General features: G+C 37.2%; 16 protein-coding genes, 1 tRNA gene and 2 pseudogenes. 13 read left to right on the forward strand and 6 right to left on the reverse strand.

Annotated features, from left to right (window positions below; all coding sequences use genetic code 11):
* Positions 1-4 precede the first annotated feature (4 nt).
* Together CUB63_RS00445 and CUB63_RS00450 are read right to left on the reverse strand one after the other, a co-directional pair.
* Positions 5-220 (reverse strand): DNA polymerase III subunit theta, encoded by a 216-nt coding sequence (locus CUB63_RS00445; protein WP_109847229.1) that lies wholly within the window; start codon positions 218-220, stop codon positions 5-7.
* 38 nt (positions 221-258) lie between these two features.
* Positions 259-1,428, reverse strand: a complete 1,170-nt coding sequence (locus CUB63_RS00450; protein ID WP_109847230.1) for a tyrosine-type recombinase/integrase — start codon at positions 1,426-1,428, stop codon at positions 259-261.
* Positions 1,429-1,621: 193 nt separating this feature from the next.
* Here CUB63_RS00450 and CUB63_RS00455 point away from each other — a divergent pair.
* Positions 1,622-1,696: transfer RNA gene (locus CUB63_RS00455), tRNA-Arg, on the forward strand.
* Positions 1,697-2,403: 707 nt separating this feature from the next.
* Positions 2,404-3,141: a phospholipid-binding lipoprotein MlaA gene (mlaA, locus tag CUB63_RS00460; RefSeq protein WP_109847231.1), complete on the forward strand. Its 738-nt coding sequence runs from the start codon at positions 2,404-2,406 to the stop codon at positions 3,139-3,141.
* An 85-nt stretch (positions 3,142-3,226) separates the two neighbouring features.
* Here mlaA and fadL read toward each other — a convergent pair whose 3' ends face one another.
* Entirely contained in the window at positions 3,227-4,582 is a 1,356-nt protein-coding gene (fadL, locus tag CUB63_RS00465) for a long-chain fatty acid transporter FadL (RefSeq protein WP_109847232.1), read from the reverse strand.
* Between the two features lie 345 nt (positions 4,583-4,927).
* On the opposite strand from fadL, the gene CUB63_RS00470 reads away from it, so the two are divergent.
* The 4 genes and pseudogenes from CUB63_RS00470 to sixA all read left to right on the forward strand — a co-directional run bounded on the left by CUB63_RS00470 (position 4,928) and on the right by sixA (position 9,784).
* Positions 4,928-5,224, forward strand: a complete 297-nt coding sequence (locus CUB63_RS00470; RefSeq protein ID WP_006533378.1) for a YfcZ/YiiS family protein — start codon at positions 4,928-4,930, stop codon at positions 5,222-5,224.
* A 235-nt stretch (positions 5,225-5,459) separates the two neighbouring features.
* On the forward strand, positions 5,460-6,764 hold the full coding sequence (gene fadI, locus CUB63_RS00475; RefSeq protein WP_006533377.1) for an acetyl-CoA C-acyltransferase FadI: 1,305 nt from the start codon (positions 5,460-5,462) through the stop codon (positions 6,762-6,764).
* Entirely contained in the window at positions 6,764-8,923 is a 2,160-nt protein-coding gene (gene fadJ / locus CUB63_RS00480; RefSeq protein ID WP_170110777.1) for a fatty acid oxidation complex subunit alpha FadJ, read from the forward strand. Before fadI ends, fadJ begins: the two co-directional genes overlap by 1 nt.
* A 386-nt stretch (positions 8,924-9,309) precedes the next feature.
* A pseudogene (gene sixA, locus CUB63_RS00485) lies at positions 9,310-9,784 on the forward strand (phosphohistidine phosphatase SixA).
* 85 nt (positions 9,785-9,869) lie between these two features.
* On the opposite strand, the gene smrB reads toward sixA, so the two are convergent.
* The gene (gene smrB, locus CUB63_RS00490) at positions 9,870-10,412 is read right to left on the reverse strand and encodes an endonuclease SmrB (protein WP_072063210.1); all 543 of its coding nucleotides are present in this window, start codon (positions 10,410-10,412) and stop codon (positions 9,870-9,872) included.
* Between the two features lie 152 nt (positions 10,413-10,564).
* Positions 10,565-11,119, reverse strand: a pseudogene (locus CUB63_RS00495) (Dps family protein).
* A 382-nt stretch (positions 11,120-11,501) separates the two neighbouring features.
* Here CUB63_RS00495 and prmB point away from each other — a divergent pair.
* The 7 genes from prmB (at position 11,502) to CUB63_RS00530 (ending at position 17,455) form a co-directional block, all read left to right on the forward strand.
* The gene (gene prmB / locus CUB63_RS00500) at positions 11,502-12,434 is read left to right on the forward strand and encodes a 50S ribosomal protein L3 N(5)-glutamine methyltransferase (protein WP_109847233.1); all 933 of its coding nucleotides are present in this window, start codon (positions 11,502-11,504) and stop codon (positions 12,432-12,434) included.
* Positions 12,435-12,518: 84 nt separating this feature from the next.
* Positions 12,519-13,604 carry a chorismate synthase gene (aroC, locus tag CUB63_RS00505; RefSeq protein WP_072063207.1) on the forward strand — a complete coding sequence of 362 codons (1,086 nt, stop codon included), beginning with the start codon at positions 12,519-12,521 and terminating at the stop codon, positions 13,602-13,604.
* A gap of 168 nt (positions 13,605-13,772) precedes the next feature.
* Positions 13,773-14,573, forward strand: a complete 801-nt coding sequence (locus CUB63_RS00510; protein WP_109847234.1) for a sulfite exporter TauE/SafE family protein — start codon at positions 13,773-13,775, stop codon at positions 14,571-14,573.
* Between the two features lie 19 nt (positions 14,574-14,592).
* On the forward strand, positions 14,593-15,147 hold the full coding sequence (locus CUB63_RS00515; RefSeq protein ID WP_109847235.1) for an elongation factor P hydroxylase: 555 nt from the start codon (positions 14,593-14,595) through the stop codon (positions 15,145-15,147).
* A 153-nt stretch (positions 15,148-15,300) separates the two neighbouring features.
* Entirely contained in the window at positions 15,301-15,573 is a 273-nt protein-coding gene (locus CUB63_RS00520) for a YfcL family protein (RefSeq protein WP_006533359.1), read from the forward strand.
* A gap of 327 nt (positions 15,574-15,900) precedes the next feature.
* A complete protein-coding gene (locus CUB63_RS00525) occupies positions 15,901-16,797 on the forward strand; it encodes a hypothetical protein (protein WP_006533358.1) in 897 nt (298 codons plus the stop codon).
* Between the two features lie 109 nt (positions 16,798-16,906).
* Positions 16,907-17,455, forward strand: a complete 549-nt coding sequence (locus CUB63_RS00530) for a GNAT family N-acetyltransferase (RefSeq protein WP_109399880.1) — start codon at positions 16,907-16,909, stop codon at positions 17,453-17,455.
* Between the two features lie 95 nt (positions 17,456-17,550).
* Here CUB63_RS00530 and mnmC read toward each other — a convergent pair whose 3' ends face one another.
* Positions 17,551-19,599, reverse strand: coding sequence for a bifunctional tRNA (5-methylaminomethyl-2-thiouridine)(34)-methyltransferase MnmC2/FAD-dependent 5-carboxymethylaminomethyl-2-thiouridine(34) oxidoreductase MnmC1 (gene mnmC, locus CUB63_RS00535; protein ID WP_109399881.1), 2,049 nt, complete (start codon positions 19,597-19,599; stop codon positions 17,551-17,553).
* Positions 19,600-19,789: the final 190 nt, after the last annotated feature.

The raw sequence follows: 19,789 nt of genomic DNA on the forward strand, positions 1-19,789 counted from the left end.
TACTTTATCTATATCCGAAATCGTTAAAGATACCACGTTTGTTGTTGTTGTAAAACGCTAGTCGTTCATTAAAGTACGCTCTCAAATGTGCTGGTTGTTGTCGTTCAACTTCGGACGCAACAACTGGCATATTGAGTCGTTCTTTATATGCGACACCAGAAGCTGCCAAATCGACATTGATTTTGTCTTTTTCTTCTTGAGTTAGGTTTGCGAGGTTCATATCGGATCCGGTTAGTTTTTGTAGAGTATAGCAGGGTGTTATTTTAATTTATTAACATGCCAAAATATTTTATCAGCATATAATTCATAGGCATCCTTTTGGTCACTGAGCCAGTCGTGTTTATTATAAACAGCCATTACACCGCCAAGTTCGTGGCCAAGCATTTTTTCTGTGACGTGAGGCATAACCCCTTCACTAGATAGATTGGTAACTAGAGATCGTCTAAAGTCGTGAGTTCTCCATTCAGGTATATCTATTTTCTTTCTTAAATTTCTCATGTATAAGCCAGCACTTGATAAATCGAGAGGTTTATCTAGCATCTGACCAGGGAATAGAATGTCATTACCTTGATTTAGTAACCTTTCAATGTATGGCTTTATTTGTTCAAATATTGGCCTTCTTATTGTATTACCCATTTTTGAGTGTTCTTTAGGTGTCGTCCATATCTCATCGGTCATATTGAACTCATTAATTGTTGCCTGTCTTAGCTCAGACAAACGAGAACCCCAAAGAAGCAGAAGTTGGTGTAATAATTTATTTGATGAAACAACTTTATTATTATCTAACGCAATCCAAACCTGAGCTAATTCGTTGTATGTAAGAACCCTGCTGCCAACCTCTGCTCTCTTTCCTATATTTTTGGGGCTGATCTTCAGCACTTCACAGTTTTGTATAAATTGGCGACTAATACACCAATTGATGACCGATCTTAGTTGTATAAGAAGCGTCCTTGCTTTTTTAGGGTTGAGATTTTCTTGCCCGTCAAAGAATTTAACCCAAGCTGAGGCGGTTATTGTTTCAACAGGTATCGTTTTAAATTGTGTGTACATGGTCGTGTACACGACAGACTTATAAAGTATTTGAGTATTATCTTTTAATGTTGAAGCGTATTTATCCCACCAATAGTCCAAGCAATCCTGTAGTGTTGCGTGAGACTGCTCTGATGAGAAATACATTTTAGGATCGATGCCTTTTGTGTACAATTCTTTCATCTCTGAAATTATGATACGCGCATCTTTTAGTGATGTGGTTGGGTATTTCCCAATAGTTAGACGTGTTGGCTTTGAATTCCATCGATAGCGGTATTGAAATGCAATGGTGCCATTTTTAGATATACGCACACTCAAGCCATCACCATCAGTTAACTCTGACGATCCTGAGTATGGTTTATTATGAAGATTTCTGAGTTTTGTATCACTAAGAGCCATAATTATATAATGTACACAGAGTTGTTTTAGATTATGTACTCAATATGTACACCATATCAAATGAACGAACAAGATATAAACGGAAACAATTAAAAACAAATTAAAACAAGAAAGAGATAAAGGCTTGATTAGAACAGCGAATGAGAGGTAACATAGAAACACTTAAGAAATTAGGTAAACAACTCAAATCAAGGTTCCCTTAGTTAAATGGATATAACAAGCCCCTCCTAAGGGCTAGTTACAGGTTCGATCCCTGTAGGGAACGCCATCTATTACCCATGCTATAAATCTAGACATTCTTCCTAGAGCTGTTTTTATCAGTTCACGCTATCTATTATCGTCATTATTTCACTCACTTGTTCAATAATCGATAATAAATACAGGTTTTTATATGAATATAAAGTTAATTAATAACATTTGATATTTAAAGTTTTTATTTATTACTTATTTTCTGTTGATGATGTGTAATGCTAGACCAATTGATATCTTTATCCCTCCTGAAAATTTTGATCAAGTTTAAAATCACTCAGGGCGGTATTAATCAATAAAGATGAATGGCTCTCGTGGTTTTACCTAAATCAAATAAAGACAGTGGCTGACTATATTGAAAAAAGTGATTTAGTGAAGAGTGTATTAAGTGAACATATTGCAGTTCTTCTTAACGCTGGAAATACCATTATTATAGATTTTCCTGCTAATACACCGAAGTAGCGACAATGGTTAAAATCATTAGCAGATATTGATGTATTGAAAGTAGAATCTAATTACATAACATCGAATATTTTTATATTTGTCCATAATATAGGGTTAATATTTTAAATTAGCTCGATAAGATAATCACAAAAACCGAATAATCTTATAAGATCAAAACCTAATAAAAGTACCACTTATTATGCATTGACAGTATTATGTCTAGAATTTATGAATATGCGAATTATGATGCTGCTCATCATAAGATAATTAGCGGAGAACATTATGAAGTATCGCCTGTGCGGTGTTGCTCTTTCAGTTGCCTTACTTTCAGGATGTGCAAGCACCTCTAATAATGGGGAGGGGCGTTCTGACCCATTAGAAGGGTTTAACCGCCAGATGTTTGATTTTAACTACTATGTATTAGATCCCTATATTTTACGTCCAGTTGCCGTTGTTTGGCGTGATTATGTGCCACCACCAGCAAGAAATGGCTTATCTAACTTTTTAGGTAATTTAGAAGAGCCTGCAAGTATGGTGAACAGCGTATTACGTGGTGATTTTGAAAAGGGTGCAAAACATTTTGGTCGATTTTGGATCAACACCGTCTTTGGTATGGGTGGTTTAATTGATGTTGCTGGTATGTCCAAAGAAACGATGGAAAAGGAAGTACCAATGCGATTTGGTAGTACGTTAGGTTATTATGGTATGGATTATGGCCCTTATGTTGTTGTACCAGGCTATGGTAGCTTTACTGTCCGTGAAGAGGGTGGTGATTGGGCTGATTTAACCTACCCTATGTTGAGCTATTTAACGTTTTGGATGTCAGCGGGTAAGTGGGCATTAGAAGGCATTGAAACACGAGCGCAATTGCTCGACTCTGATGCTATTTTACAAAATTCATCTGATCCTTATTTAATGATGCGTGAAGCCTATTTCCAAAGTAATGACTTCCAAGCGGGCACAGTAAAAGAAAATCCTAATGCGAAAGCCATTGAAGATGATTTGGATTCCATTGATTAGTGAATTATCTTTTTAGCTTGGTGAATAAATAAAAAATGGTCTTAAAAAAGACCATTTTTTGTATAAAAGCGATATAGCGTAACAGTTAGAAACGGTAGTTAAAGTTCATACCGTATAACCATGCTTTACCTGATGATTCAAATTCGTAAGCAGGTAATGGTAATTCTTCAGATAATTTCTCTTTGATTGTGACTTTTTTACCGTGCATATACGCTAAGCCCACATCAACAGACATATCTTTGTTAAATGCATAAGTTGCCCCTGCACTTAACCAGAAACGATCTTGATCAGGAATGGAAATAGAGCGTTTATCCGCTGGAACTGGACTATCATCGAAAGCGATACCAGTACGGAATGTCCAGTTATCATCGTGATAATAGGTTGTTCCTAAAGCCACTCGCCATGCATCTCGGAAGCCTTCTTCTTTCTTGAAGAGTTGTTGACCATCACTCTTACGTGTGGCTCTCAATTCTTTAAATTCACTCCAGCTTGTGTAAGCAAAATTATAATGAACAGCCCATTTTGGCGCTACACGATGATAAGCAGCAAATTCCCAAATTTCAGGCAAGTTAAGATCAAGTTTGCCTTTAATGGTTTCGCCGTTAGTACCTACAACTCCCATTCCTTCGAGTTGTGGAATTGAACGTAAGTCACTTTGGAACTCACCGTCTTTAAATTTCACTTTTACTTTAGAGCGATAAGTAAAACTTACACGATTGTCTTCATCAAACTCATACAGTAAGCCAGCATTCCAGCCAAAGCCCCATGCATCCCCTTTTAATTGAGCAAAGCGGTCACTTGGCGATAGGCTTGATAAATAACCGCCTAATTGTCCCATGCCCGGTTTTGGTGATAAAGCGCCACCTAAAACTTTACCCGCCTCACCAACATGGCGTGTAATTTCTGCATCAGCATAAAGGGCATTTAAGCCTAAACCGACACTAAATTGGTTATTTACTCGATAACCTGCACTTAAGTTTAAGTTCATGGTTTTTAAATCGGTTTTACCACCAATAAGGCCAGCAGTATAATCCTTTTTAAAATCAGTGGCTAAACCAAAGTTTGTTGTGCCTGATGCACCAATCGCCCATTTATCATTAATTGGTGCTACAAAGTGGATATTAGGGACTAATGCGCTTGGTGCAATATCGCCAGCGTTAGTGCTAGCGCCTGTAAGAGGTGAATTACCTTTAATATCAACACTTGGGTTAATATGGATAGCACCAACAGAGAATTCAGGGCGATCGAACATGGTAAGTGCAGCTGGGTTACGGCTACCTACGCTTGCGTCATCGGCGATAACGCCTTCTCCTGAAAATGCACGCCCTAGTGCTGAAGTAGAATATTCATTTAACTGAAAACCGGCAGCGCCTGCTTGAGAGGAGATAACACCTACCAAGGCAGCTAGTGCTGTGCGAGTAAACAGGTTTTTACGGTTCATGACCTAAACCCTCATAATTTTTTTAAGTTAGTAACTTCTGATTAGAAGCGCTGGATTTTAGGTGCGGTTGTCGTTATGACAAATCAGACCAGTTGATTAAGTATAAAGTTGATTACCGTAAATGTTGCAAGTATGTTTTACAAATATTGCCAATTAGATTCAATAATTGGGATTTGGTTAACATATTTTTCACAAGTTATTCCAATAAAGATGTTTTTGATTGTTAAACAAACAGAATAATCAATTATTTTTGTAAAATTGTAATAAAATTTGAGCTAAAGCAGTTTATTTTATTTTTTTACGATTATGATAGATAATTAACATTTCTTTCGTTGGGAGACTAAAATGGCAGACGCAATTAATCGTTGTAGTGCAGAAGAAACCGCTGCTTGCTGTTGTGTAGATGTGGGTACTATTATTGACAATAAGAATTGCACAGCGTCATATCAGCATGTCTTCGCTGATAAAGTACAAGCGCAAGCAATGTTAGATCAACTCAGTGCAAAAGCACAATCTATCGCTTCAGAGCCTTGCAAAATCAATCAACAATTTGCTGATGTTGATGGTGGTGTTCAACTTACCGCTGATTTTACATTCTCTTGTGAAGCAGAAAACTTAATCTTTCAGTTGGGATTACGCTAATCCACTGAAATAACTAGATTTAAGGCTGTTGAAATTCAACAGCCTTTTTTATATCCCTTCATCACGTTATTATCTTTTTCTATCATTATTGTTAAGTTTCAGACATTTCATCGAAATATTGAGCGCTAACTCCCACTTCTTGTAAAATAACGTTTCTGAAAAGTGAATTTTTTGTTAACACTATTATCAGGTCAGACCTCTTTGGTGCTAGGAAATCATTTTGTCAGGAGCCGTTATGAAGTCATCAACGAACAGTGCTATGAAAGATCGCATCGCTATTGTCAGCGGGCTACGCTTACCTTTTGCTAAACAAGCGACTGCGTATCGAGGAATACCTGCGGTTGAATTAGGGCGTTCAGTGGTTCAAGAATTAGTAACTCGCAATGAAATTCCTCCTGAAATTATTGATCAACTTGTTTTTGGACAAGTGGTTCAAATGCCTGAAGCACCGAATATTGCCAGAGAAATTGTGCTTGGCGCAGGATTAAGTGTAAAAACGGATGCTTATAGTGTAACAAGAGCATGTGCAACAAGCTTTCAGGCGATAGCTAATATTGCTGAAAGTATGATGGCTGGGCACGTATCTGTTGGTATTGCTGGTGGTGCAGATTCGTCTTCAGTGTTGCCTATTGGTGTGAGTAAAAAACTTGCTGATGTTTTATTAAGCCTTAATAAAGCCAAATCATTAGGTCAACGATTAAGTTATTTAAGCCAATTACGATTTCGTGATCTCCTTCCTGTAGCACCTGCCGTTGCTGAATACTCAACTGGATTACGTATGGGAGATACGGCAGAACAAATGGCAAAGACTTATCATATTTCCAGAGTTGCTCAAGATGAATTAGCGCATCGTTCTCATCAATTAGCAACTAAAGCATGGGAAATGGGAAAACTAGATAATGAGGTGATGACCGCTTTTTTCCCGCCTTACAAAGAAGGTTTCCATCAAGATAACAATATTCGTAAAAATTCCGTTCTTGATTCTTACGCCAAGTTAAAACCTGCTTTTGATCGCCGCCATGGTAGTGTCACTGCCGCAAACAGTACGCCATTAACCGATGGTGCAGCCGCTGTATTAATGATGAAAGAATCTGTTGCTAAAAGTCTTGGCTATCAACCTTTAGGTTATTTGCGCAGTTATGCTTTTACAGCGACAGATGTCTGGAAAGATATGCTATTGGGGCCATCATATGCCACACCACTGGCACTTTCTCGCGCAGGTCTTGCATTAAGTGATTTAACGTTAATTGATATGCATGAAGCTTTTGCTGCACAAACACTCAGTAATTTGACACTGTTTGGTAGTGAACGGTTTGCTAAAGAGCAACTAGGATTATCCAAGGCGATTGGAGAAGTGGATATGGATAAGTTTAATGTGCTAGGTGGTTCTATTGCTTATGGACATCCATTTGCTGCAACTGGTGCAAGAATGGTCACACAGACACTCCATGAGCTTAAACGACGAGGTGGAGGGTTTGGGTTGACCACTGCTTGCGCAGCGGGTGGATTGGGTGCTGCGATGATTTTGGAGGTGGAATAATGGAACAACAACAAACAACACTAGAAAAATCATCTGTTTTTCAATTCTCAGTTCGTAATGACAAAGTAGGTGTTATCACCATTGATGTTGTTGGTGAAAAAGTAAATACACTAAAAGCAGAATTTGTACAGCAGTTCCAAGATGTTTTGAAACAAGCGCAACAACATTCTGGTGTAAAAGGATTAATTATCACATCAGGTAAGGTAGATAATTTTATTGCAGGTGCGGATATCTCCATGATTGCGGGTTGTCAAACTAAAGAAGAGGCGAGTGCACTCGCAAAAGCAGGGCAAGACCTTTTTACCCAACTCGAAAATTATCCATTACCTGTTGTGGCCGCTATCAATGGCGCATGTCTTGGTGGAGGGCTTGAATTGGCCTTAGCTTGTCATGGGCGAATTTGTTCTGATAATAACAAAACGCGTTTAGGGCTTCCTGAAGTGCAACTTGGATTACTGCCGGGTTCTGGCGGAACTCAACGTTTACCCCGTCTTATTGGTGTGACATCCGCGTTAGATATGATATTAACGGGTAGACAAGTTAATGCGAAAAGAGCCTTAAAATTAGGTCTTGTAAATGATGTTGTTTCACAAGATATTTTATTAGAAGTTGCTGCTAAATGGATTTTATCGGGTAAAAAAGAGCAGAGAAAGCATTCGATGATGGATCGTTTCTGGGCAAACACAACTTTAGGGAGAAATATACTGTTTGGGCAAGCTAAAAAACGCACATTAGCAAAGACAAAAGGCCACTACCCAGCAGCTGAGCGTATTCTTCATGTTATAGAACGAGGTCTTGAAAAGGATATTCAAACAGGGTTTAAAGAAGAGGCTAATGCGTTTGGTGAACTCGCTATGACTCCAGTTTCATCTGCATTAAGGCATCTCTTTTTTGCTTCTACGGCACTTAAAAATGAAACAGGATCATCTGAAAAGCCAGATAATTTACACCATATCGGTATTTTAGGTGGTGGATTAATGGGGGGAGGGATTGCCTTTGTTACAGCGACAAAAGGTAATTTACCAGCAAGAATTAAAGATATCAGCGATAAGGGAATTGCTCAGGCACTCAATTATAGTTGGAAAGCGCTTTCAGCTAAAGTGAGTAAAAAAAGATTATCTGCACGCGAACGTCAGCGCCAAATGGGGCTGCTCTCTGGCTCTTTAGATTACAGTGGTTTTCATCAATCAAACATTGTTGTTGAAGCGGTTTTTGAAGATTTGGCTTTAAAACAAAAGATGGTTGCAGATATTGAAGAAGTAGGTAAAGGTAAAATTATTTTTGCTTCAAATACCTCTTCGCTTCCTATTCATAAAATTGCTGAAACAGCAAAATACCCAGAAAAAGTGATCGGACTTCACTATTTCAGTCCAGTGGAAAAAATGCCTTTGGTTGAAGTTATTCCACATGAAAGTACGGATGAAAAAACCATTGCTACAACAGTCGCTTTTGCTAAAAAACAGGGTAAAGTTGCAATAGTTGTTGGTGATAAACCTGGATTCTATGTTAACCGTATTCTGGCTCCTTATATTAGTGAAGCATTGACATGCTTAGTACAAGGAGAACCTATTGAAAATATTGATAAAGCACTTGTTCAGTTTGGTTTCCCTGTAGGGCCTATTCAGTTATTAGATGAAGTAGGTATTGATATCGGTACAAAAATAACGCCGATATTAGTAAATGCATTTGGTGAAAGATTTGCTTCTCCTCCTGCTGTGGATGCCATTATTGCTGATGATAGAAAAGGCCGTAAAAATGGACGAGGTTTTTATCTTTATGCAAAACATGCATTACCTTTCTCATTAGGTAAAAACAAAAAACAGCCTGATCCAACGATATATCGACTATTACAAATTAAGCCTAAAAAACAACACTCTTTCTCTGAAATTACAGAACGTTGTTTATTATTAATGTTAAATGAAGCAGTTCGTTGTTTAGATGAAAATATTATAAAGCAACCACGAGATGGTGATATAGGGGCTGTGTTTGGTATCGGTTTCCCTCCTTTTTTTGGTGGCCCATTCCGTTATATGGACAGTATGGGAACAACAAAGGTGGCAGAAAAGCTTAATCAACTTGCCGATAAATATGGAGAAAAATTTCGCCCTTGTGAACGTTTAGTTGAAATGGCTAAACGAAATGAACGTTTTTACGATTAATATCATTGCTTACCATTGCTTTTTCCTTTTGTGACATTTGTTTTGATTGAGGCGCTTAGGCGCCTTTTTTCTTGTGGTTTTTGCGTCAGATTAATAATTGATGAATTTTTAATGGAAAAAGAGGTCGAAAGTGTCAATGATAGCCAGATATGGCAAAATGATTATTCGAACATAAATTTAAAAACGAAGCTTTTTAAAATAAGATTCTAAAAATGATGTCAATTTGCAAACCAACAGTATGATCTTAAAAAGATCAATAATGCTATTGCAATTAGGGTATTGAAGATTTTAGATGGGGATATATTGATTTAAATTGATTTAAATTAAGTATCTTAAAAGTGTAAATACCAGTAATTACAAAAATAAAATAGGTTTAATAATTTATTATGCAAATTTTTATTATGCGCCACGGAGAAGCAGCCATTGATGCTGCCAGCGATGCACTAAGACCACTGACTGATCGTGGAAAAAATGAATCAATAAAAATGGCTGAATGGATGACAAAGCAGGGACATACTATCGATTATGTTTTAGTCAGCCCTTATTTACGTGCTCAACAGACATTGGAAGCAGTAAAAGTCGATTTAGCACTACCTAGTAAAATAGAAACTGATGATGGACTTATCCCCGGAGGAAATCCTTCACATATTGCACATTACTTACGTGCCTTGGGGGATACAGGATATAAAAATATTCTTGTTATTTCTCACTTACCTTTGGTTGGCTATGTTGTTGCTGAACTTTGTCCGGCGGTATGTGCTCCTATGTTTTCAACATCAACTATTGCTTGTGTTGATTTTGATTTATCAAAAGGTACAGGGGGCGTTGTTATGGCAAGTATCACCTTCGACATTGAAATAAAATTTAAATGAATTAGCTGAGTAAGTAATTAACACCTTATTTCACCCGATAGGTGATTTAAGGGTTAATGCAATAGAGTTTTGGTTTAGCGGCGAGCAAGATCGTCGTTTTCTACTAAAACTAATAATGCAGCATCGCCTCCCCATTCTTTTGGTGCTTGATGAAAAGCAATAACATCAGGGTGTTGCGCTAACCAAAGTGGTGTTTGCTGTTTTAAAATATGTTTGCCATGCCCATGCATAATACAGGCACAATAAACATGTTCTCGTCTACATGCCGCAATCAATGCGCCAATCTCTTGTTTTGCAATTAGCTGTGTTAATCCATGTAAATCTAGAAAAAATTCAGGTGTATAATCGCCACGACGTAGTTTTTTTAATTCATAAGCATTAGCGCCTTCTCTTAAATAGCGCATTGGGCCTTCTGTTGCTAAGTTAGGTTGAAATTCATCTGAAAAATAATAAGAGGCATCAACTTGTTCTTGTTGAAGACGTTCAATAGCGTAGTGTGTCACTTTCTTACGTTTTGGTGAATGAAGTATTTTATCTTGAGGTAATTTCTTAGTGCCTTTTATCATCTCCTGAAATAACTCAATTTCAGAAGGTGGTAATGAAAATTTTTTATTCATTTTTTACGATTCTTCATAGTGTTACTGTTTTTATAAGGCAATAGTACATGAAATAGTGTCAGAGATAAAAAAGTATAGGTTATAAATTTAGCATAAAAAAAAGCAGGGAATTTACCCTGCCGAAATAGTCACATAGCTAGCAAATAGATGAATTAATGGCCTGAGGTTTCAGCACGTCGGCAGGCTTCAAATAAAAACCATGTACGACGTTCAGTTTCATCAATCCAATTTTCAATTAAACTTGCAGTAGATATATCATTATTTTCATCACACACCACATGCGCATTTCTTAATTCGGCTGCAAGTGATTGGTTATCTTGACATAATTCAGCAAGCATATCTAAAGGTTCGACAAATTCTGCATTATTATCTTTGATACGTTGCATTTTTGAAATCTGACTAATAGAACGCAATGTCATACCACCAATTTTACGGACACGCTCTGCAATAGGATCAGTCATTGCAAATAATTGGTCACCTTACTCATCTAACATTAGGTGGTAATCACGGAAATGAGGGCCACTTACGTGCCAGTGGAAATTTTTTGTTTTTAAATACAATGCAAAAACATCAGCTAAAATTGCATTCATTGCAGCACCGACCTCTTTTGTTGCTTTAGGGGTTAGGTCTGTGGGGGTTTTTAGAGAACGAGTTTGGAGTTTATGTGCATCATTAACTTCAGACTGGGTTAATTTTTTATTACTCATTCTTATCTCCTAAAAATCAAAGAAAGATTATTGAGAGAGCAACCTAATCAAGAAAATAACAAGTAGAGAATGAATATTTTTTGATGTAATTTATTTTCTGCTCAATAATTAATTTATAATTTTAAGTATGATCCCTTTTTTCATTATTTCTAGCTAAAGTCAAAAAATTAAACAAATATTCTTTGTTTTTATAGTTTGTTAATTTTTAATTTCGTTTAGTTGTTTTAATTTAGTTTATATGACTTTATTTAGATGTCCTTTTGTAGTATTGGGGGATGAGAGAATTATTTAGTAATGTTTCCTTTTTTTATTTCTTAGCGCTGATTTATCATTATCTTCATGGCAAACTACAGACTTTCTATTTCTTCAGAGGACAACCATTTTGGATATAACACTAAAAGAGGAAGCAGTTGCTGATTTAAGCACGATCCTAGATATGCTACGTTGGGCTATGAGTCAGTTTAATTCATCTGACATTTATTATGGTCATGGCACAGATAACGCATGGGATGAAGCATTGCAGCTTGTATTGCCAACTATTGCACTTCCTTTAGATATTCCAGATGTGCTGTTATCGACTAAATTAACAACTTCTGAAAAAATGGAAATCATTACACTTATTGAAAGCCGAATTGAGCAAAAGATCCCTGTTCCTTATTTAACTCATAGCGCTTGGTTCTGTGGTCACGAATTTTATGTTGATGAACGTGTTCTTATCCCTCGCTCTCCTATTGGTGAACTAATCAATAACCATTTTGATGGTTTAATTCAGCAAGAGCCAACACGTATTCTCGACTTATGCACGGGTAGTGGCTGTATTGCGATTGCTTGTGCTCATGAGTTTGAAGAGGCGGAAGTCGATGCAGTTGATATTTCTGGAGATGCACTGGAAGTAGCTGAATTTAATATCGAAAACCACGGGTTAGTGCATCGTGTTTATCCAATGCAATCAGATTTATTTAACGCTCTTGTCCCAACGCCTTACGATATTATTGTGACAAATCCTCCGTATGTTGATATCGAAGATATGGGTGATTTACCTGATGAATACCAAGTTGAACCTGAATTAGCATTAGCTTCGGGTATTGATGGCCTAGACATTACAAGACAAATTTTACTAAAAGCCCCTGAATATCTGAGTGAAAAAGGTATTTTAGTGTGTGAAGTGGGTAATAGTATGGTTCACCTTATAGAGCAATTTCCCGAGGTTCCATTTACATGGCTTGAGTTTGAAAATGGTGGAATCGGTGTCTTTATGCTGACTCGTGAACAGCTCGTCGAATATTCAGCGTGTTTTTCTATTGATAAACGTTGATGTAACAGTAATGAGACGGTAGATTGTTATTTATTGAAAATAACATATTGATAACATCACACAGTAAAAGATAGGAATAAAGGGATGGCAGGAAACAGTATCGGACAATTATTCAGAGTCACAACTTTTGGTGAGTCTCATGGTATTGCATTAGGTTGCATTGTTGATGGTGTACCTCCTGGATTACCTTTAACTGAAGCCGACTTACAAGTTGATTTAGATAGACGTAGACCCGGAACATCACGTTATACCACGCAACGCCGTGAACCTGATCAAGTTCGTATTTTATCAGGTGTATTCAATGGTGTTACAACAGGAACAAGCATTGGTTTACTGATTGAAAACACGGATCAACGTTCTCAAGATTACAGTGAAATCAAAGATGTTTTTCGCCCTGGTCATGCTGATTATACCTACGAACAAAAATATGGTTTACGTGATTATCGTGGTGGTGGACGCTCTTCTGCTCGTGAGACAGCAATGCGTGTTGCCGCTGGCGCAATTGCAAAAAAATATCTAAAAGAGAAATTGGGTATCGAAGTTCGAGGTTACCTATCTCAATTAGGGCCAATTACGTGTGAGCTTGTTGATTGGTCTATTGTCGAAAGTAATCCATTTTTCTGTCCTGATCCTTCGCGTTTAGATGCGCTAGATGAATATATGCGCGCATTGAAAAAAGAGGGCAACTCGATTGGTGCAAAAGTGACTGTGGTGGCAGAAGGGGTGCCAGTAGGATTGGGTGAACCTGTTTTTGACAGACTAGATGCAGATTTAGCGCACGCATTAATGAGTATCAATGCTGTTAAAGGAATTGAAATTGGTGATGGTTTCGGTGTTGTAACATTAAAAGGCACTGAAAATAGAGATGAACTCACTAAGAATGGTTTTACCAGTAATCATGCAGGTGGCATTTTAGGTGGAATTAGCAGTGGTCAGCCAATTGTCGCTCATATTGCTTTAAAACCAACGTCTAGTATTACTATTGCAGGTAAAACGATTAATCGTGATGGTGAAGAAGTTGATATGATAACCAAAGGTCGTCACGATCCTTGTGTGGGAATACGCGCTATCCCTATTGCAGAAGCAATGATGGCAATTGTATTACTCGATCATGCATTGCGCCAACGTGGGCAATGTGGTGACGTTGTACCTCCGCTAATGCAATGGTAATCATTCTAAGTCAATAACGAAGTCGACAAACTGTTGTAAGTTTGATGTTAGCTTTAAAGGTGTGAGCGCCTAATTTTATTATGCTCAGATCGTGTTGTTGTGGCTTTTTTAAATAAATGAGATAAACACAGCAACACGTCCTTCATTCCTAATAATTCGGATAGATAAATGGATTGGCTCTTTTCAGATGGCATCTACCTTCTTCTCTTTTTGGTGGCTTTAATCGCAGGTTTTATTGATTCAATTGCTGGTGGTGGTGGATTAATCACTATTCCAGCTTTGTTATCCGCTGGGATCTCGCCTGTTCAGGCTCTTGCAACAAATAAACTGCAATCAGTAGGTGGTTCATTTTCGGCTACGCTCTACTTTATACGTCGAAAAGTGATTGATTTAAGAGCGCAGCGATTTGCCATTTTAATGACGTTTATTGGTGCTGTTTCTGGTGTCATGTTGGTACAGTTTATTAATCCAGAAATTCTTAAACAAGCACTTCCTATTCTTACCATCGCTATCGGTTTCTATTTTCTTCTTACTCCATCAATCGGTGCTCAAGACAGTAAACAACGTATTGGCTATTATACTTTTGGTGCAATATTAGGCGGCGGTGTCGGTTTTTATGATGGTATTTTTGGGCCGGGTACAGGTTCTTTTTTCGCTTTAGGTTATGTCATGTTACTTGGATATAATCTTTCAAAAGCAACAGCTCATGCTAAATTACTCAACTTCACCTCTAATTTTGGCTCTTTACTGTTTTTTATTATTGGTGGGCAGGTTATTTGGACTATTGGTTTAGTTATGCTTTGTGGGCAGTTTATTGGTGCTCGCTTAGGTGCAGGTTTAGTCTTAACAAAAGGGCAAAAATTAATAAGACCTATGTTGGTCATTATCTCCTTTTTGATGAGCATCAAACTCATTAATGACAATCATGGTGATACTATTGCACTTTGGTTCTCTGCACTTTTTAATTAGGAATAAATGGTTTTTTTAAATGTCAGCACATCATTATCAACAGTTAATTGATATCTTTAATCAATGTTTTAGCGAAAGTTTCCAAACCCGTTTAGTTAAAGGGGATGATGAGCCAATTTATTTGCCAGCAAATGAAGAGACTCCTTATCATCAAATTATTTTTGCTCATGGTTTTTATGCCAGCGCATTACATGAAATATCGCATTGGTGTATCGCCGGAGAGGCTCGTCGGCAACAAGTTGATTATGGTTACTGGTATTGCCCAGATGGACGAGATGAAACTACTCAAAGACAGTTCGAAATTGTAGAAATCAAACCTCAAGCATTAGATTGGTTATTCTGCCAAGCTGCTGGTTATCCTTTTAATGTTAGTTGTGACAATTTAGAAGGTAACTTTGAACCTGATCGTTATGAATTTAGAAATAAAGTGAGAGAACAAGTTCTCGCTTATTTACGAGACAAAAACACACCACCTCGTGCACAGCTATTTATTAATGCGTTACATTTGTTTTACAATACCCCAGAGCTAACGGAAGAGATGTTTCCTTATCAGGAAAATCCTTTAGTTAATTAAGGATTGCGAGAATAACTATCGCCTATCCACTGTGAAGGTTTTACCCAATAGGGTGGAGTCTGAAGTAGTAAGGTTGCTGGAACACACGTATTTATGCTTTGCTAATACAAGGTAAATATAAAAGATAGCAACATTATATATTGAGGATAAATAATGCTTTCTGAGTATGAAGCGTACTTATTAGATAAAATTGATAGCCGTGTTGAACATGCCACTGACGATGAGTTATTTGCAGGTGGGTATTTACAAGGTCATATTACACTAGCTATTGCTGAACTAGAGCAAGAAAATAACACACAGTTAGAAGCGTTAAGAGCGCGTGTAGAAGAGAGCATTCAAAAGGCGATAAAAGCAGGTGAACTTTCACCTCCAGATCAAGCGTTAGTTTTATCTACATGGCATGATTTAGTTAACTCAATTAATTAATTTGGCATGTCGATTAAGAGAACAACCGGCATAAATCGGTTGTTTTTTCTTTCTTAAAATCTCATTAAAATAATGACACTTAAGTTATATTTAGGATATTTGCTGTTGAATTAGACTGGTTTTTATACAAAAATTGATCCTCACTATTTATCAATTGTTTTTATTTGATTTTTCAAAGTCGATGTATCTCTCATTGATTAAGCATAATAGTGCTATCTTTTGTAACTCCTTGCCATTTCTGTAAAATTACTTTTAAATGTTTTTTAGGAATGTTTCTCGGGATGCAAATGATTTGCATAGAATATTTATGATAAGGATAACGATACGATGAAAAATTTCTTTAAAATAGGCCTACTGACTAGTGCTGTTTTATTTTTATCTGCTTGTGATCAATTTGATTTAGATAATAAAAAGAATAAGTTTTATTACAGTAATCCAAGCGAGAAAGTCATTAGTTTTAACGTTGATGGTAAAGAATATCAGGTTGAGCCGGGTAAAAATGGTTACATAACGCTGTCTCCAGGTGAACATAATTTAACAGATAGCGCCGGTAATAATGCTCGATTTATGGTTTATGATCATAATAACGGTGGCATATTAAATCCTGATAATTTCATGTATTACACCCTTTCTGAAGTTTATGCCGTAAAGGGAAAAACAAACCAATTTAAACCTGTTGATTACCCCGTTATTATTAATGGCTATGAATTTGAACTTCCAGTGCGTAGCACTAATGCCACATTAATTGACGGTAATGTTTTTCAGTGTACTTATGCTTTAGGTGAGCCATTTCCTAATGAGATCCGTACTCGTAATAAAAATAATGACGGTAGTATAAAAAATAAATGCTTTGATAAACCTGAATTTGTTAAATATATTTCAGCGGAATACAGTAAAGATTTAGCTCCGTTTACTCAAGAAGATGAGTATAACGATTCTGTTAACCTTGATTTAGACTATATGTTACCGACAGCAGAATTTACTGATCCTGATATTCAAGCCGATGCAGAAGAGCTAGTGTCATTATTAAATCAAATTCAAGAAAGTGATGATCCAAAGATCCATAACGCATTAAAAGATAAACTTTATAAGGCGACACTTGCTGTCTCTAGCACGTATGCTAATAGAGTGGTGAAAGACTCGGTAGAAGACAACAAGTATTACAACCATTTTATGGAAGAGAGTGGTAAATTTCAATCTTACGGTATATTACCTAAAAAGTAAGGTATTCAAAGAGTAAAAAGCTATCCAATGCAATTATAAGCCATCCAATCGGGTGGCTTTTTTAACGTATTTAATTCACTAAAGAATAAGAACATCACTGGAAATCTCTATGACAACAACACAAACCAAAATAAAAAATAACGATATTACTCTTCGCCCCACACAAATTGATGATGCAATTAAATTACCTATTATCGAGCAATCAGCAGGGCAATTATTTAGCACCTTAGAAGATTTAAGTTGGATAAGCGAAAGTGGCGTACAAAGCGTTGAAAAACATTTACTCTTTATTAACCATAAAGGGCATTGGGTAGCTGTTAATAGTGAGAATGATCCCGTCGGTTTTATTATGACGAAGCCATTACCAGAAAGTTTATTTATTCATGAACTCTCAGTGAGTCAAGACTGGCAAAATAGAGGAATTGGTAAATTACTTATTCAAAAAGTAAAAGATGAAGCCAAACTACATAAGTTTGATGCTGTTACGTTGACAACATTTCGCCATGTTCCTTGGAATGCACCGTATTATCAACGTTTAGGTTTTTCTATTTTACCTGAAAACGAAATTCCTCATTCTTTGCAAGAAATCTTAGATGATGAAGTTGAAAGTGGGGGTTTTGTAAAAGAAATGCGCTGTGCAATGAAGTTTGAGGTTTAGTTTCTCTTTTGATGCGATGATGTCTGATCTCACAATGAGTGGAGTAAAAAGTAAAAATATGCGAGCTAAGCAACCAAGGCCGGCTGCTTATACCTTTATTTCACTTCAATTGATTTTCCTCGCAGTAATGCTCTTACCCAAAAACGATTAGGGTGTAAGGCATTCAACACATTATCTTCAACTGGAAAAGGTTCATCAAAAATTTGGCTTGCAAGAATTTCGGCGGATAAAGGTGCTGAACATAATCCACGAGAGCCTAATGCACTGATAATATAAAGTTGATGATAAGCAGGCGCTAAAGCGGGAGTTTGTCTTCTACGCTTAAATCTATCTAAATGCGTGTATGCTACTCGCAATTTTTCAAAATCAGGCACTTCACCTAATAACGGTAGGTGATCGCGAATAGTACAACGAATACCTATTCGCGCTTTATTTTGGCTAAAATCAACTTCTTTAACCCAAGGTGCTTTGGCTAAACACTGTATAAGATGAGCTTGGTTGTTTTCTTGCTCTTGAGTTGAGATAGCTAAATCTAAGCGATCGCGACGAAAGCTTGCCCCTACACAATGCAAATTATCTTGGTTATCAACCGGTGTAAAATAGCCATCATAACAAAGAACGGTTTTTAGCTTTGATAATGTTTTTGTTGTTGGAATATGACTAACTTGGCCTCTGACTGCGCTAATGGGTAATTTGGCACTTTGAGTAAAGTCTATAATTCTATGGCCATTTGCCAAAATAACGCAATCATGTTGTGATTGAAGATGTATCGTACTCTCTCCATCATGATGAACAACATCTAAGCACCAAGATGTATCCTGTGCACTTATTTGAGTGACTTGATGATTAAAGCGCAACGTTAAGCCTAATTTTTCAGCATATTTTAATGTATTGATTGTGAGCTCAGTCGGGGAAAGCCAGCCGGCTTGTGGATAAAACAATGCATCACAATTAATATCTATTCCGCTGATTTTATTAACTTCATCTTCATTGAGGTAACACGCTATTTGAGCAAAAGGTATGGAATTATCCATAATTCTCTGTGCTTTTTTACGAACTTTCTCGTTATAAATAACCTGAGCAACACCAGACCATTGATGTGAAAAAGGAATGCCTGCTTTACTCAGATTGTCATAAGTGCGATGAGCGAATAGAAATGCGGTTGTAAAAAATTGCTCTAGTTCATCGGATTTGCCATTGAGTAATGGATATAACACGCCTTGTCGATTGCCTGAGGCATTAGTTGCAGGTTGTTTATCTTCACAATATAAGGTGACATTGGCGCCTCTTCTTAAGCAAGAAAGTGCGATAAAGGTGCTAGCAATACCCCCGCCTATAATAGCGATATCTTGTGCTTGTGTTGCATGAGGCCGTGCATAATAAGGTAGATATTCAGGGGTGGGAGAATGAGGGAATACACCTGTCAGCATCTCTCTTTTTTGCCCAAATCCTTTGATTTTAGTTATCTCAAAACCAACACGTTGTAAACCTCGTTTGACAATCCCGGCAGCGGTAAATGTTGCAAATGTGCCGTTTTCTCTCATTGAGTCAGCCATTGATTGGAAGAGCGTTTCACTCCACATCTGTGGGTTTTTCGAAGGAGCAAAACCATCTAAGAACCATGCATCCACTTTGTTATGTAATGCTTGGCGAGTTTGCGGTAACAAGATGTTGATATCACCAAACCATAAATCCAGTGTAATTGTCCCATCAGCAAGGATAATGCGGTGGCAACCCGCAATAGCTAATGGCCATTGAGAACAAAGCGCTTGTGAATATTTTTCGAGTTCAGGCCAATGACCATGCGCAGATTGTAAGTCACTTTTTGTAAGAGGAAATTTCTCAAAACTTACATAATGAAGACGTTTTAAACAAGAGTCAGGCGATGCTTGTCTAAATTGCTCGAAAGCTTGCCATAGTGTTAAAAAATTAAGCCCAGTACCAAAACCTGTTTCTGCGATAATACATTCAGAGCGTACATGTGTACCGAAACGTGATGGAAAATGATTTCCATGTAAGAACACATGTCGAGTTTCTTCTAGACCGTCTTGGTTTGAAAAGTAAATATCGCCAAATTGCTCAGAGATAGGTGTACCAAGTTCATTCCAACTTAAAGACGCGGTATTTATCGGGCTATTATTCACGGAACTGCCTGTATTTCTCGAAAAAATTAACAGATATCTTAGCGCCGTTAGGTAGTCTGTACCAGCCTTAAAGGGAAAAGTGTTTTATCAGCCTATCTCTATTTTTGTAAAAAAGATCCTGATCGGACTTGTTCGGCGTACAACTGTACGCTAAAGTGCTACTCAGAAATCCCGCAGCTACAACTATTAT

It is taken from the genome of Proteus penneri (genome assembly GCF_003144535.1).
In the GTDB taxonomy this organism is placed as follows: Bacteria; Pseudomonadota; Gammaproteobacteria; order Enterobacterales; family Enterobacteriaceae; genus Proteus; species Proteus penneri.

Bases quoted from the DNA above. Each gene is read 5' to 3' on its own strand.
- CUB63_RS00445 (WP_109847229.1), bottom strand. From the start codon at position 220: ATGAACCTCGCAAACCTAACTCAAGAAGAAAAAGACAAAATCAATGTC.
- CUB63_RS00450 (WP_109847230.1), bottom strand. From the start codon at position 1,428: ATGGCTCTTAGTGATACAAAACTCAGAAATCTTCATAATAAACCATAC.
- mlaA (WP_109847231.1), top strand. From the start codon at position 2,404: ATGAAGTATCGCCTGTGCGGTGTTGCTCTTTCAGTTGCCTTACTTTCA.
- fadL (WP_109847232.1), bottom strand. From the start codon at position 4,582: ATGAACCGTAAAAACCTGTTTACTCGCACAGCACTAGCTGCCTTGGTA.
- CUB63_RS00470 (WP_006533378.1), top strand. From the start codon at position 4,928: ATGGCAGACGCAATTAATCGTTGTAGTGCAGAAGAAACCGCTGCTTGC.
- fadI (WP_006533377.1), top strand. From the start codon at position 5,460: ATGAAGTCATCAACGAACAGTGCTATGAAAGATCGCATCGCTATTGTC.
- fadJ (WP_170110777.1), top strand. From the start codon at position 6,764: ATGGAACAACAACAAACAACACTAGAAAAATCATCTGTTTTTCAATTC.
- smrB (WP_072063210.1), bottom strand. From the start codon at position 10,412: ATGAATAAAAAATTTTCATTACCACCTTCTGAAATTGAGTTATTTCAG.
- aroC (WP_072063207.1), top strand. From the start codon at position 12,519: ATGGCAGGAAACAGTATCGGACAATTATTCAGAGTCACAACTTTTGGT.
- CUB63_RS00510 (WP_109847234.1), top strand. From the start codon at position 13,773: ATGGATTGGCTCTTTTCAGATGGCATCTACCTTCTTCTCTTTTTGGTG.
- CUB63_RS00515 (WP_109847235.1), top strand. From the start codon at position 14,593: ATGTCAGCACATCATTATCAACAGTTAATTGATATCTTTAATCAATGT.
- CUB63_RS00520 (WP_006533359.1), top strand. From the start codon at position 15,301: ATGCTTTCTGAGTATGAAGCGTACTTATTAGATAAAATTGATAGCCGT.
- CUB63_RS00525 (WP_006533358.1), top strand. From the start codon at position 15,901: ATGAAAAATTTCTTTAAAATAGGCCTACTGACTAGTGCTGTTTTATTT.
- CUB63_RS00530 (WP_109399880.1), top strand. From the start codon at position 16,907: ATGACAACAACACAAACCAAAATAAAAAATAACGATATTACTCTTCGC.